Consider the following 14,593-nt stretch of genomic DNA (forward strand, 5'->3'; position numbering starts at 1 on the left):
GTGGTACAAAATATGACATTTGTACCATCAAGAACCTGAACAATGAAACACATCTACCCAACACTTTTATGCATTTGTCTAGCCGTGGCCGCGTACTACAACAACAAATCGAACAAAGCACATGATGGGGGGCATTTCGGAAAACCCGAACAGTATACCCTATTGGTCCAACGGGGTGCCTTTCATTTCGATTCGTTCAAACTTACCCGGAACAAAATTTCGCACATTCCGGGCATCGCCTCCAATTTTGAGACCTCAACCTATAACAATAACAGCCAAACCTTTTTAGACAGCTTACAGACCATCGGTTTTTTTAAGAAATTAGAGGCCAGCGGATTCTGGGACCTAGAATCCTATTACGGTACCGACACCTCTTGCACCAGTCAACTAATTGTCACCTTGCGCACGGGCAAAAAGTCAAAAACCGTAATTTGCGACGATTACCAAAGTGATTGCCCCGAATTGCTAAAATATATCGAGAAAAAAGTTGTTGAATTGGAAGGGAACCATTTAAAACGCGCGTACCTCCCAGGATAAAACCAAAGCACTGAAAACAAAATACAGCCTACATATCGCCCCTAGCTTTCACCTACTCGCGATTATCACCCTGATATTCTTCTTGGGGATATCGCCCGTGAAGGCCCAAGAAGCCGATGGTGATTCAGCAAACACGGACAAGGTTCAGATAAATACCTTCTCTACCATTCCGAACAACAAGGAAGAATCGCTAACCTCATACTACGAGGCCTTAAACAATGCCGATTACGGGAGCCAGCGCTTTTCGGTTTTTGAGCAATTGGCGGAACAACATATCAAAAGGGGAAATACCGATTCTATCCTGCACTACGGCAACCTATACATGAAGGAACTCGGTAATTGGGACAAACCGGATGCCTCTAAGCAATTGCACTATGCCAAAGCACATTACTTTTTAGGTATCGGCAGCCACATCAACGGTCTCTTGGACAAATCGGTAGAGTGGCACATCAAAGGCCTAAAAGATGCAGAAGCCGCCCATTCGGAAGAGTTTCAATACAAGAACAAAATCGGCTTGGCCCATAGTTACATACAAAACTCGGAAAGCGATAAAGCCCTTGAAACCCTGACAAAGGCCATTATGGATTTTGGCACCATGTTTCCGGAACTCACCATACAGGCCCAAATATTTATGGGCAATGCCCATTTGATGAAAGGAGAATACGAGTTGGCCAAAACACAATACGACGAGGCCTTGCGTATGGCCACCGACTTTAAGGATTTTGAAAAGCAACTTGCGGCAAAACTTGAACTGGCCAAACTGGCCCAAGCAACGGGAGCTATCGAAAAGGCATTTCAAGAGTACGAATCCGTTCGAAACCAAGCTTTGGCAAACGATCTTACCGCCATATATTTTGAAGGTTCGCTGCTATTGGCCAAGCTCTATTACTTGGAAGGGATGTACGAAACCGCGAACATAGCCCTAAGCATTGCCTATATCAATGCCATAGAGCGCGAAAACTTACAGTTCCAAAAGGAGACCTTAACGATGCAGGCCAGGAGTTTTTCGCAATTGGAAGACTATAAAAACGCCTATGCGGCAATGACCCAGCTGTTCCGTGTCAACAATAAGATCACGGCCAAACAACAACGGGAAATCATTAAAGAGCTCGAAATTCAATACGAAACCCTAGAAAAAGAGAAAACGATTTCAAGTCTTGAAGAAGAGCAAATCGCCAAGAACGCGGAATTAGAAAGGCAAAAAACGATTAAGAACGCATTTCTTATCGGCTTTTTAATCATATTGATCCCCATTATCGCCTTACTCTATGTTTACTATCAAAAAATTCAGGCCCAAAGCGAACTCACAAAAAAACAGGAAGTCATAAACCAGCAAAGGGTTACCGCCCTAAAACAAGAGCAAGAACTCAACTTGATCAAGGCCGCCATAGAAGGCCAAGACGAGGAGCGCAAACGAATCGCCCAAGAATTACACGACAGTATAGGCGGAAACCTAGCCGGAATCAAGCTACAGGTAGCTTCCCTGACCAAGGAATCTTCCAAGTGGAAGGAAATTAACCATCAACTGGACGAAACCTACCAACTGGTGCGCGATATATCGCATACGCTTATCCCCAAGAAATTCAAGCAACATGCTTTTTCAGAGCTTATCAGGGAATACATTGGCTCCATTTCCCGTAGCGGAAAACTTGAAATCGGTTTTTACCCCCATCCTGAAGCGGATATCAACGGCATTGACGACATGACCCAAATGGAGCTGTTCAAGGTTATTCAAGAATTGATGACCAATACCCTCAAACATGCCGAAGCAAGTCGGGTTGACATCCACTTGAACCTGCTGGAAAAGGAATTGTCACTTCTCTTTGAAGACAATGGAAAAGGATTTGACCCATCCGACATAAAAGAAGGTATCGGTTTTGAAAATATACGGAGCAGGATAAACCATATGAACGGTACGTTTCACATCGACTCATTACAAAACAGGGGCACTGTTATTTCCATAGAAATCCCCATAAAACCCACTTCAAATGAAATATAACCTCATCATAGCAGATGACCACAAAATGTTCATTGACGGCCTCCTAAGCATCTTGAACGATGCCCCTGAATTTTCGGTAAGGACCACGGCCAAAAACGGAAAACAAGTCGTTAAATATCTAGATATCAATGGCACTGACGACCTCCATTTACTGATAACGGACCTCAGCATGCCCGAAATGGACGGCATAGCCTTAAACCGCATAGTGAAGGAAAAACACCCTAGCCTAAAGACCTTGGTAGTGAGTATGCATATTGATGGAAGTATGATCGAAAAACTGATCCAAAACAATGTAGACGGCTATGTACCCAAAAACGCAGAAAAAGACGAGCTCTTAACCGCCATGCGCACCATTGTCAAGGGCGAAAAGTATTTCTCACAGGAAATCAAACAGGCCTATACCGATGCCATGTTCGAAAACAAGAAGCAAGACGAAGTGCATCTTACCGACCGTGAAAAAGAAGTCTTAAAGCTCATTGCCGACGAATACACCACCCAAGAAATTGCCGATAAACTCTATTTAAGCAAACATACCATAGAAAGCTATCGCAAGAACCTCATCTCAAAACTGCAGGTAAAAAACTTGGCCGGCCTGACCAAGCATGCCATTAAAATCGGACTTCTCGATTCTTGATCATACAAAAAGCAAGATCAAGGTAAGAAGTAGCCCGCCCAAGGCAAAATAGAGTCCTTTTTTAAAGATCGGGGCACTGGGCCTGAACATCCAAAAGGCCGATATCACAAAGAAAAGCAAGGAAGCCCCAAAGAAAATATTCAGAAAAAACAAGGGTTGGCTAGAGGTCGCCTTATGCACCTTGGTCATTTTGTCCAAAACGAAAGGCAATGTTTTAACGGTATATGAGGCCAAGCCCGTTTTACTGTCATAAGAACCGCCTTCAAAGTGCACGATACCGCCCTCTTCCTTTTCTAGCTTAAAGTGTTTTATTTTGAGCATCTTGCCTAGGTCGTCAGCCTTAACATTGGGCTGTATCGTTTTTTCAATGGCAAACTCTTTCTTGAGAAAATCGGTATCCCTAAAAATCAAGATAATACCACTTATGGCGTACATGGCCATGATACCGGCCAAGAAAAAGCCAAGGTAACGGTGATAGGTGCGCATTTTTTCTTCCGTTTTTCTTCCCATTTTTAGTCTTTAATTCGTTGATTTATCTTCTTCTACCGGAATATTCCATGGCCTCGCCTTTACCGAAACCGTAACTGAAGCCAAAAGTAATAAACCTACCACGTTGTCTTCGGCTATAACTTGAAAAATCTTCCTGTATCGTTTCCGTTTCGTTTACCCGAGAAGCGAAGGCATCTCTCACCCCTATATTCACTACGCCTTTGCCCTTCAATATTTTTTTACGGGCACCGAGGTCTAAAAACAGGTTTTCACTGGTTCTGCCCTGAATGGTTTCATAACCACTCTGATAATTTCCGGTTGCCTCGAAATCAATATCGGCCGGCATCTTGATCTTGGCCATGAGCTTTCCCGACCATCGGTCAGCGGTAAAATCGAATACTTGCTCACCTAGGCTTCCATCCCTTACAAACCTATTATAATTTAAATCGGTAGTGGCGGTAAACCATTTTACCGGACTGTATTTCCCATTAAACTCCACACCTGTGGCCTTGTTCGTTCCAATATTTTCGGGACTACTAATTTTCACGTCATCGTCGAAAGTATAGATAGATTCGATCACTTCGGTGGTGTAACGGTGATAAACGCTAAAATTGAGGGATGCCTTACCTAAAACATAAATGCTCGTTATCTCGTATGAATCGGTGAATTCGGGCTGCAAACTAGGATTACCTTTACGGATATTAAAGTTGTTCCTGATATTGAAAAAGGGGTTCAAATCCCATAAATCGGGTCTGTACACCCTGCGGGAATACCCTGCCTGCATGGAGACCTGGTCAGTGAATTTATACGACGTATGCGCACTTGGGAAGAGATTGGTATACTTTTGCCCATTCTTTTCATCGGTATTTTTCAACAAGGTATTGAGATGGGTCTGTTCCGCCCGTACACCGGCCTTTATTCCCCACTTATTACCTTCATATGCCGCTGTACCGTAAAAGGCCATAACCTTTTGGTCGTATTCAAAAACATTGGTCAAGTCTGGATTGGATTGATACTCCCCTAACACAAAATCTTCTACCTCATAATCGTTGCTGACATCGTTCATGACATATTGCCCCCCGGTTTCCATGGTCCACTCTTCATTAAATGGCCGGGTATAATCTAACTTAAAAGTATACTCGGCTTCCTTAAACTCGGTTCGCGTTCGTTGCACACCATCACGATCTTCCCCGAATACGGTCAGATCTTCAAAATCGGAAGATTGGTCCTTCCCAAAGAAATTCCCCAAGGCACTGAACAAAAGGTCGTGATCTTCGTGATCTTTAAAATCACTTTTGTACTGCAATTCATATTGGTATTTTGGGTTGGTAGCCTCGGTCGTTTCGGTACGCTCCCATTCAGAGACCAACTCGTCATTTGCATCCCAAGCCTTAAAATTGGTGTTTGAGGGCTGATCTTCGATTTCGTAGGCAAAATTTCCCGACAAGGTCAGTACGTTATTCTCATTGATATAGTAATCCGTTCCTAGGATAACATTGTAAAATTCCTCATTCCTAAACTCCTCGCCCACAGAAGAAATGGAAGTACCATCGGTCAAATCTCGGTTAACATTCTCCACATCGCTAGGGAGTTCCCTATAACCGGCCCCTAACTGACTAAACAGATTGAAGCGTTCGGTTCGGCGGTTAAGGCTAAGTCCGAAACTATGGTTATCGGGAGAGCCCGTATTCAAACTAATGGAGCCGTTAAGTCCCTCACGTTCCTCCTTTTTTATAACGATATTGATAATTCCCGAAGTACCCTCCGCATCGTATTTTGCCGAAGGGTTGGTAATGACCTCTACCCTTTCGATCATATCGGAAGTAATCGTCCCCAAGGCATTTCCGCCCTCTCCGGTAAGGATTGAAGGTTTTCCATTTATCAAGACTTGCACGCCTTGGCTTCCGCGTAAGCTTATCTGCCCTTCAATATTCACGTTCACCGACGGCACGTTATTTAGAACCTCAAGGGCACTCGCACCTGTGCTACTGATATCCTTTCCGACATTGAATACACGTTTATCTAACTTGAACTGGGTTCGTGAAACCTCGCCTGCCACCACGACTTCGGATAACTGTTGGGCATCTTGCCCGAGTTCTACCTTCCCTAAAGCGATTTTACCGTTTGCGGGCACGAGGTCGTCAAATCTTTTTTTCTCAAATCCTATAAAACTGACTTCAACAAAGAAATTACGGGCCTCGGTCTTGAGACTAAACGAACCGTCATCTAGGGTCGTGGTACCCGTGATACCCTTTTGGGTGGCCTTATCGCCTACCAGGACCGTAGCAAAAGCTATCGGTTGCCCGCCTCCCTTTTCGACTACTGTTCCGGTAATCTCGATTTCACCATCTTGGGCCAGTCCCAATTCCGTAATCATCAATACAAAAAGAAGCACGTAAAACGTGCTGGTAAATTTTAAATGCATGGTACTAGTTGTTTGGATTATAAAAATGCGTAAAAAAACCACACCAACAGAATCCTAACTAGGCTATCTATCAATTTTAACAATATTCCCTCCATCTGAGAAATCAGTTCCCCTCAAAATAGGAACGCTTCCTCCTATTGCCATTTCATATTTTGCAATCGAACCGCGTTTAAAACGGCCAATAAAGCAACGCCCACATCGGCAAAAACGGCCTCCCACATGGTAGCGACGCCACCGGCCCCCAGAATCAAGACAATGGCCTTCACCCCAAAAGCCAAACCGATATTCTGCCAAACGATACGGCGTGTAGACCTTCCTATGGCGATGGCTTGGACCACTTTTTCCGGTTGGTCCGTTTGTATGATCACATCGGCAGTTTCAATGGCCACATCGCTGCCCAAACCGCCCATAGCAATTCCCAGATCACTGGCCGCCAAGACCGGGGCATCGTTGATACCGTCACCTATAAAGGCCACTTTTGCCCCGGCAACGCCCTTTAGTCGTTCTACTTCCTTAAGCTTATCTTCAGGCAGGAGTCCGCCCATGGCCGAATCGACATGTAGTTCTCCCGCTACTTTTTGCGTAATGGCCTCTTTATCGCCCGACAGCATCACAATTTTTGAAATGCCCATTTTCCGAATGCTTTCGACCGCCTCCATAGCGCCTTCCTTTAGCTCGTCGGCAATCACGACATAGCCTGCAAACTTTCCTTCAATAGCTACCATAACCGTGCTTTCAACGACGGCACGCGCTGCTTCAGGAACGACAATTCCATTGACGAGCATCAGGGCCTCGTTCCCCGCCAATACCGATTTACGGTCAACGGTACCTATCAGTCCCTTACCCGCAACTTCAAAAACATCTTGGGCCTTATGTCCTTCCCCATCGTTTTTATAGTCCAAAATTGCCTTGGCTATCGGATGGGTGGATTGGGCTTCAATGGCCATGAGATAATGCATAAAATCTTGTTCGGTCAAGGGGGCATTGGTGGATCCGTCCTCGGAATACACTACGATGTCCTTTATCTTGAACACGCCCTTGGTCATAGTACCCGTTTTGTCCATGGCCAAAGTGTTGATTTTGGTTATGGTATCCAAAAAGGAAGCCCCCTTGAACAGAATACCGTTGCGTGAAGCCGCCCCCAAACCTCCAAAATAGCCCAAGGGAATAGAGATCACCAAGGCACAAGGACACGAGATTACCAAGAAGATCAACGCACGGTACAGCCATTCGCTAAATATATAATCTTGCACAAAAAAGTAAGGAAACAAGGTCAGGCCAATGGCCAAGAATACCACGATCGGTGTATATATCTTGGCGAACTTTCGGATAAACAGTTCCGTTTTCGACTTACGGGCCGTAGCATTCTGTACCATGTCAAGTATACGGGCAATGGAACTATCCTTAAATTCCTTGGTCGTCACAATTTCAACGACACCGTCAAGATTGATACTTCCCGCATATACCTTATCGCCGTGAAGAATGGTCGAGGGTTTGCTTTCCCCGGAAATAGCCGCCGTATTCAGACTGGCTTTTTGCGATACCAATTTTCCATCCAAGGGCACTTTTTCACCTACCCGTACCTGAATACGCTCCCCTATTTTCACCGATTCGGGCGCTACCGAAACCGGATTGCCATCACGGAGAACGGTAGCCGATTTGGGCCTAACATCCAAGAGAGCCTTTATATTTCCCCTTGCCTTTGTCACGGCCGAATGTTGGAACAGTTCACCTACGGTATAAAAAAGCATTACCGCTACCCCCTCAGGGAACTCGCCAATGGCGAATGCCCCGACCGTAGCGATTGACATCAAGAAAAATTCCGTAAAAAAATCACCTTTTAATATACTCTCCCAACCTTGCTTCATGACCGGAAAACCTACTGGAATATATGCCGCTACATACCAAACGATTCTGAGCCAATCCTTAAAAAAACCTACATTAAAAAAATCGAGCAGAATGCCCGACATCAACAATACGAAACTTATGATTGCAGGTGTGTATTGTTTGATACGGCTCGACTTGGCATTCTTTTGGCTATCACAACAACTGCCCCCGTGGTCGTGCCCATCACCTGCGGAATGTTCATGGGCTCCAGTATCACGAAGAACGATTTTCTTTTTTTTCATCATTGTTCAAAATTATCAATTCATCCCCCCTGTTTCAAAGGGTATACCGTTAAAGCTATCTAAAGTAACGGCATCCTAATGAAAATAAGGGCCTTAAACGCAAAAAATATTGCACAAAATGGGCGGTATTTTCATCGATGGCTATGTTCCGTCTCTCCCTTTTTCATTTCCGCCATCAAATAGTAGGCATTGTTGAACGCAAATGCCACAATAGCTTCCAAGGGCCGTAAAAAACGAACAGCTGCCCAATCGCCATCTTTCACCCCTAGCGTGACCTCGTGGGGAACAAAACGGTAAGCACCCCCTTCATTTCCTACGGCAAATTCAAAACTTTTTGCCCCCTCTTTGACACTAGCGCTTACGGGAAGGGCCCTTACTAAATTGTTCCCTACCTGAATACGATCTTTTATGTACATTCCCGCAATCAGGTTGCCCCCCTTGTTTTCTATTTCGGTATGTTCGCGCAAGGCTTTCGGGTTCTGCTCAAAGGTAATATCAGGCACGGCATCTATAGGAACTTGGGTTATGATCCAAATACCAGCACCAATAAGTGCTAGCGTGAAGAGACCCACAATAAATTTATTATGGATTGAAAAATCAATGATTCTATTAATCATATGGGTTGCTATAATTCAGTTAGAAAATGTCTATTTCTGTCGAGAAATATTAACGTCAAAAATTAGGGTAATGAAATCTAAAACGAATTCATTACAACAGGATACAGGTATCCCCTAAAAAACTGAATTATACCTTGGGAGGTTGTAAGAGGTCTAGAGAAATATCTTTGCCCAAACTATCGAAATGGGCTAATTCTTCTTGAGGAATTGAGGGCTGAAAAGGTTCAAACGAAAAGATTTCAAAACTGACCGTATGTGTATGGCAGCAATGGCAGTGGCAGAACGGAGAACACAAATCGTTTAGGGCATGCCCGTAACCATCACCGCTATCCGCAACTACGGAAACTTGACCATCGGCAAGCGGTTCCATATCACTACAGGGTACCACATTGAGTGCCAGAAAGTAAAAGGACAATATGAAGGTCAATAGTTTCACGAAGCAAAGATAAAAAGATTTTGATCGGTGGTTGTTCCCCGAAGCATTCATTCGGCACAAAATAAATTCACACAAACCTCCCCACACTATATTTTAGCCCCAAGCCATAGAAGCTACAGATAACGCAACCACCACTTCTCCCTATGGTTGCTTTTATACCGGTCAAACCATGCGCATAAAGGATAGAGGGCTACAACAAGTACCGCCCAAATTAGGTACACCACCCCTAGACCAAAACCATATCCCTTTAGGCCTGGTTGCATTGTAACCCATAGGTCCACATACATATCCGATGCCCTAAAGCCTGTTAATACCGCTGCAAATAATGCCAGTAAGTGAATAACATAAATATGGATTATATAAAAGAACATGGGCACACGACCTATGATTACCAATTTATCAAATACCCATCCCTTCCATTTTTCGGCAAAGGCCAAAAGCATAATGGATGGGCCTATCGTAATTAGCAGGAACAACAGTGAGGGCGGATATTTGGTCACATTAAAAAAGGACATCAACGTATAGCTCCACGAACCTTGTGAAGTCCACAAATACGGATCTCCATAATAATTCATAACCCGGAGTATCAAAAATGCCACGGTAATCCCAGCGCCCATTTGCAGGAGAATTTTCGCCCTGGTCTTACTATCAAAACTCTGTTTATAGATGGTTCCAAAATAATACCCTAAAGGCATCACAAAAACCCAAGGTAAAATAGGATAGGCAACAAAGATCCGAACATCGCCATAAGTCAACAATTTAAATCCATGGAGAAACGACCAAATACCGGAATTCAGGCTTCCGCCCGATTCGAAAAAATCGAATAGGTTATGTCCGCCTACGACCAAGGCGGAAAGTATCAAGACCACTCTCTTGGGCAGATGGATCAATCCTGCCAAGAAAATCATCGCCAGACCAAGAATCCATATTACCTGCAGCATACTATAGGACAAATCGAATTTAAAAAGCCATGCGAATTTTACCACGGTAAGCTCTAAGAAAATTAACCAAAAGCCACGCTTAAGAAGCCAATTAGACAAGTATTTCAAACCTTTTCGCTGGCCGACAAAAAAAGCGGATGTTCCCGCCAAAAACACAAATACGGGCGCGCAATAATGGGTGATAAATCGCGTAAAGAAAAGAGGGCCGTTGGTTTGTGTTAAATCGGTGGGATCAAAAAGAAAGGCATCGTAATGAAAATAATCACGCACATGGTCCAAGGCCATGATCACCATGACCAAACCTCTTAACATGTCTATTGATTTAATTCTGTTATAGGTGGTTTTAATCATACCATTAATACTCGGAAATTAACAGTTTAATACATTTATAAGAAACAACAACGCTTCTTTAAGTAGGATTAAGGTAAACCAAAATGTAAGTTATTTCATAAAGTTCTTATGTGCTGCGCACAAAAATGTATAAGCTGCAGCTTTTTGCTTATAAATGGGAGGTTTACTGCATCACCTGATCCGTATCCGCTCATATTAAGACCTATGGGGAATTACGACAAAACATACGGATTAGCATACAGGATATTAGTCGTGCAGAGCCGAGGCTTAATCAAAAGGTTTACCTATTTTTATGCAATTGTGCACAAAACACAACCGTAGAATGAACCCTGGCCCCAATGGTTGGCCAAGACTTTTGACAATACATAAAGCATATGAAAATAGGAATTTTAGGAATGGGTGGAGTCGGGAGTTTCGTCGGGGCAAAACTTACGGAAAATTACAAAGACGATCCAGATACCCAGATTGTTTTTATTTGCCGCAACAAAACCAAGGAAAGCATTATCACCAATGGCCTTTCATTAACCACGGAAGGCAAAACCATTATGTGCAAACCCTATTTGGTATCGGATGACAGCAAGGAAATAGGTTTACTCGATCTATTGATCGTATCGACCAAATCGTTTTCACTCGGTAACGCCATTGGCCAATATCAAGATTGCCTGAAGAAGGAAACGATAATACTTCCTATACAGAATGGGGTAGACTCAAAAAACGTAATCGAAAACAGCATTGACCAAGACAATTCAAAAATACTCGAAGCCTGTATCTACATCGTTTCAAACATAGAACGACCGGGAGTAGTAAAACACCTTGGGGGCCCAGGAAAAATTTTCTTTGGAAATAGCGATGGCCAAGATTATAAATGGTTAGAAGAACTATTGGTCAAAGGGGGCCTAAATGCAAGCTACACCAAGGATATCAAAACCATACTATGGAAAAAATACCTTTTTGTTTCTCCCTTGGCCGCAATGACCGCAGCGCTCGACATTACACTTGGGGAATTGGCCGAAAACCCAGCACACATGGCCAAACTTGAAAAAATGATGAAAGAAGTCCGAGAACTGGCGAAGCACTTCGGCATCACCCTAAGCGATATGGATATCAACGAGGCATTGGCAATGATCTCAAATTTCCCCTACCAATCAAAAACCTCCCTTCAATTAGATATTGAAAGCAAGAATAAAGATACCGAAAAAGCCAATTTGGTCGATTATATGATAACTACCGGTAAAACATTCGGGGTCAAGGTTGACCATTACGAAGAGATGAGTGCAAAAATCACGGTTTGATGTAATCCATGGATATAATAAAACAAGTTAAAGGCTATTTGGTTTGGGTGTTTATATCACTACTAGCCGGAATTGCACACATGCGTATCATCTTAGGACCAAAACCGAAGCCTTCCACCGGTTTTTTAAAAATGTTTGACTGGGCTTACGGCGTCGCCCTACTTCACGTAGGGTTGGTCATTGGAAGCATCATAGCCTTTCTATTCATTATTATCGATCATTTTTACCTCAAGAAAAAACTCGCAGCCAATGCAAACCGAAGCTTGATCCGCCTTCTGGTTATTTTGATCTTGGCCCTTATCGTTGGCACAACGCATTATATATGTGAGGAGGTCATTGACATCATCTAAGAATACGATGTAAATAGGTCTGTATGTTTTTTATAGGATTAAGTCACTTCTCCCCGTCACTTAAAGATTTTACATCCCACCTTGTAAAAACAATCGGAATAAAGGTCCTAAGGCCCCGTATCGAAATATCGTGATATTGCCTTATCTTTGTAAGCTCAAAACCCGTTGATGTCTTACACACTCTTATCTTCCCCTTTACAAGGCTTTACCGATTTTGTTTTTCGCAATGCACAGCAAAAGTTTTTTGGAGGAATAGACACCTATTATGCCCCATACATCCGGTTTAACCGAAAGATGATCATTAAGGGGTCTTACCAGCGTGATTTGAATCCTGAGGTAAATACTTCCTTGGAACTCATTCCACAAGTAATGACGGCTGACGTCGAGCATTTTTTATTTGTGATAAAATATATTCAGTCTTTAGGATATACGGAACTGAACTGGAATCTGGGGTGCCCTTACCCTATGGTCACCAATAGCGGAATGGGTTCGGGCCTTATTTGCAATACCGAAAAAATAGACCACATATTAGATCGTGCACATAGCGAGACCGATGTTACCATTTCGATGAAAATGCGTCTCGGCTATGAGAACAGCAATGAAATACTAGAGGCCTTTCCCATACTGGAAAAGTACCCTCTTAAAAACGTGGCCATCCATGCCCGACTGGGGAAACAATTATACAAAGGAGGCGTAGACCTAGAAGCCTTCCAAAAATGCGTGGATGTAGCAAAACACACCTTGTACTACAATGGCGATATCACTACCGTAGCACAGTTCAAGACCTTGAGGGAACGCTTCCCATCCATAAACCATTTTATGATAGGCAGGGGCCTTATCGCCGATCCGTTTTTACCCAGTATGATTAAAGCGGACACTACGGACTACCCTGTCGATCGCTGGGATATTTTCAGGGAATTTCACGATACCATCTACACACAGTACGACGCCATGCTTTCGGGACCGACCCCTATAAAGATGAAAATGCTTGGTTTTTGGGAGTTTTTTTCCCAATCTACCCACAACCCGCAAAAAGTCTACAAGGCCATAAAAAAAGCGGGGAATCCTGTGAAGTATAGACAGGCCGTAGGGGAAATCATAGCGGCACAAAAAAGACAACTCAAAGCATAACTAATTCTGGTAATATCTAACTTCATAACCAATACGAATCTTCACATTACAGCATAGAAAACAATTACGCTAAAAAAGCTTTATCATCTATATAGAAAATGATAATCAGTTACAACTAATTTATTAATGCTTACCAATTCCCTCTATATCAGTTGAAATCAAACGCCTAAACACCCACCAAAATCTGGACAAATATGCGGTAACAGAATCCAAACATGAATAAAAAATAGGATAATAAAAAGTAATCCTATTAATAAAGCATGACTAATATAAACCTCATCTCCCGCAGGCTTGATTATAGGCCACAACAATCCGAAAATTCCTGTTACAAATAAAAAGAAAGGTATACCCGAAGAAAAAATTAGAACCTGTGCACTAAATTGATCTTTCAAGGCACCGTAAAAAATAAATCCTATAATTAAAGATAGAATCAATAAAATCCAATACACTTTTTTAGCCGTACCATTTTTAACTGTAGCCATGATATATGATTTTTTAATTAGAACCACATAAATATACTGGTTATCAAGGCAGTATTAAATGACCTGTATCATACGATGGAGTTATTGAAAAAAAGTGGGTTCGTGTAATTTTATCTTAAGAATGAACGCTGCTGATCTAAAAATTCTATTACAGCTATCTTAAAATCAATAAAGGTTGTAGTTAAATGTAGAATGCTATGTAACAAAAAAAAGCTACTAATTAAAATTAGTAGCTTTACAATTAAAGTGACCCCGGCAGGATTCAAACCTGCAACCCTCAGAGCCGAAATCTGATGCGCTATTCAGTTGCGCCACGGGGCCAATTTTATGCTAATTTCTGTTTTACTATGGCCGAAATGGTCTTACCATCGGCCTGACCGGCCAATTCTTTGGACACCATGCCCATAACCTTGCCCATATCTTTCATACCTGACGCGCCTGTGGCGTCTATGGTCTGGACCACTACTTTTTCTATTTCTTCTTCGGTAAGCTGTTCCGGCAAAAATTGCTCGATTACGGCTACCTGTGCCAATTCGGGTTCCGCTAGGTCTTCCCTACCTTGTTCCTTAAAAATAGCGGCACTATCCTTTCTTTGCTTCACTAGTTTTTGAACCAGTTTCACTTCTTCCTCCTCGGTCATTTCACCACCCGTCCCACTGGTCTGGGCCAAAAGCAAAGCCGACTTAATGGCACGGAGCGATTCTAGCGCAACGGCATCCTTTGCCCTCATTGCCGCTTTCATCTGTTCCATTACCTTTTGTTGTAAGCCCATGCTTTTTA

Annotated in this window: 14 protein-coding genes and 1 tRNA gene; 6 read left to right on the forward strand and 9 right to left on the reverse strand. The window is 43.0% G+C overall.

Translation table 11 applies throughout. The annotated features are described in order from the left end of the window. Positions 1 to 42: 42 nt before the first annotated feature. The 3 genes from ZOBGAL_RS03650 (at position 43) to ZOBGAL_RS03660 (ending at position 3,170) form a co-directional block, all read left to right on the forward strand. Positions 43 to 537 (forward strand): hypothetical protein, encoded by a 495-nt coding sequence (locus ZOBGAL_RS03650; protein ID WP_013992153.1) that lies wholly within the window; start codon positions 43 to 45, stop codon positions 535 to 537. 97 nt (positions 538 to 634) lie between these two features. Next, positions 635 to 2,536 (forward strand): tetratricopeptide repeat-containing sensor histidine kinase, encoded by a 1,902-nt coding sequence (locus ZOBGAL_RS22565; protein WP_231854792.1) that lies wholly within the window; start codon positions 635 to 637, stop codon positions 2,534 to 2,536. Beyond that, positions 2,526 to 3,170: a response regulator gene (locus tag ZOBGAL_RS03660; RefSeq protein WP_013992155.1), complete on the forward strand. Its 645-nt coding sequence runs from the start codon at positions 2,526 to 2,528 to the stop codon at positions 3,168 to 3,170. Before ZOBGAL_RS22565 ends, ZOBGAL_RS03660 begins: the two co-directional genes overlap by 11 nt. Here ZOBGAL_RS03660 and ZOBGAL_RS03665 read toward each other — a convergent pair whose 3' ends face one another. The 6 genes from ZOBGAL_RS03665 to ZOBGAL_RS03690 all read right to left on the reverse strand — a co-directional run bounded on the left by ZOBGAL_RS03665 (position 3,171) and on the right by ZOBGAL_RS03690 (position 10,558). Then, complete coding sequence (locus ZOBGAL_RS03665; protein WP_013992156.1) at positions 3,171 to 3,680, reverse strand: membrane protein; 510 nt, start codon at positions 3,678 to 3,680, stop codon at positions 3,171 to 3,173. A 22-nt stretch (positions 3,681 to 3,702) separates the two neighbouring features. Next, the gene (locus ZOBGAL_RS03670; RefSeq protein ID WP_013992157.1) at positions 3,703 to 6,084 is read right to left on the reverse strand and encodes an outer membrane beta-barrel family protein; all 2,382 of its coding nucleotides are present in this window, start codon (positions 6,082 to 6,084) and stop codon (positions 3,703 to 3,705) included. 134 nt (positions 6,085 to 6,218) lie between these two features. Continuing rightward, positions 6,219 to 8,213 carry a heavy metal translocating P-type ATPase gene (locus ZOBGAL_RS03675; RefSeq protein ID WP_046287732.1) on the reverse strand — a complete coding sequence of 665 codons (1,995 nt, stop codon included), beginning with the start codon at positions 8,211 to 8,213 and terminating at the stop codon, positions 6,219 to 6,221. Positions 8,214 to 8,344: 131 nt separating this feature from the next. Further along, complete coding sequence (locus ZOBGAL_RS03680; protein WP_013992159.1) at positions 8,345 to 8,830, reverse strand: efflux RND transporter periplasmic adaptor subunit; 486 nt, start codon at positions 8,828 to 8,830, stop codon at positions 8,345 to 8,347. Between the two features lie 127 nt (positions 8,831 to 8,957). Continuing rightward, the gene (locus ZOBGAL_RS03685) at positions 8,958 to 9,266 is read right to left on the reverse strand and encodes a DUF6660 family protein (protein ID WP_046287733.1); all 309 of its coding nucleotides are present in this window, start codon (positions 9,264 to 9,266) and stop codon (positions 8,958 to 8,960) included. A 113-nt stretch (positions 9,267 to 9,379) separates the two neighbouring features. Next, positions 9,380 to 10,558, reverse strand: coding sequence for a DUF1624 domain-containing protein (locus ZOBGAL_RS03690; RefSeq protein WP_013992161.1), 1,179 nt, complete (start codon positions 10,556 to 10,558; stop codon positions 9,380 to 9,382). A 374-nt stretch (positions 10,559 to 10,932) separates the two neighbouring features. On the opposite strand from ZOBGAL_RS03690, the gene ZOBGAL_RS03695 reads away from it, so the two are divergent. The 3 genes from ZOBGAL_RS03695 to ZOBGAL_RS03705 all read left to right on the forward strand — a co-directional run bounded on the left by ZOBGAL_RS03695 (position 10,933) and on the right by ZOBGAL_RS03705 (position 13,331). After that, positions 10,933 to 11,850, forward strand: coding sequence for a ketopantoate reductase family protein (locus ZOBGAL_RS03695; RefSeq protein ID WP_013992162.1), 918 nt, complete (start codon positions 10,933 to 10,935; stop codon positions 11,848 to 11,850). Between the two features lie 8 nt (positions 11,851 to 11,858). Further along, entirely contained in the window at positions 11,859 to 12,200 is a 342-nt protein-coding gene (locus tag ZOBGAL_RS03700) for a hypothetical protein (RefSeq protein ID WP_013992163.1), read from the forward strand. A 168-nt stretch (positions 12,201 to 12,368) separates the two neighbouring features. Further along, the gene (locus tag ZOBGAL_RS03705) at positions 12,369 to 13,331 is read left to right on the forward strand and encodes a tRNA dihydrouridine synthase (protein ID WP_013992164.1); all 963 of its coding nucleotides are present in this window, start codon (positions 12,369 to 12,371) and stop codon (positions 13,329 to 13,331) included. Between the two features lie 158 nt (positions 13,332 to 13,489). Here ZOBGAL_RS03705 and ZOBGAL_RS03710 read toward each other — a convergent pair whose 3' ends face one another. From ZOBGAL_RS03710 to ZOBGAL_RS03720, 3 genes are all read right to left on the reverse strand, one after another. Further along, positions 13,490 to 13,813 carry a hypothetical protein gene (locus tag ZOBGAL_RS03710; protein ID WP_013992165.1) on the reverse strand — a complete coding sequence of 108 codons (324 nt, stop codon included), beginning with the start codon at positions 13,811 to 13,813 and terminating at the stop codon, positions 13,490 to 13,492. Positions 13,814 to 14,060: 247 nt separating this feature from the next. Beyond that, positions 14,061 to 14,134 (reverse strand) — tRNA-Arg (locus tag ZOBGAL_RS03715). Between the two features lie 4 nt (positions 14,135 to 14,138). Then, entirely contained in the window at positions 14,139 to 14,585 is a 447-nt protein-coding gene (locus ZOBGAL_RS03720) for a GatB/YqeY domain-containing protein (protein WP_013992166.1), read from the reverse strand. Between the last annotated feature and the right edge of the window lie 8 nt (positions 14,586 to 14,593).

This window comes from Zobellia galactanivorans, assembly GCF_000973105.1.
Classification (GTDB): Bacteria; Bacteroidota; Bacteroidia; order Flavobacteriales; family Flavobacteriaceae; genus Zobellia; species Zobellia galactanivorans.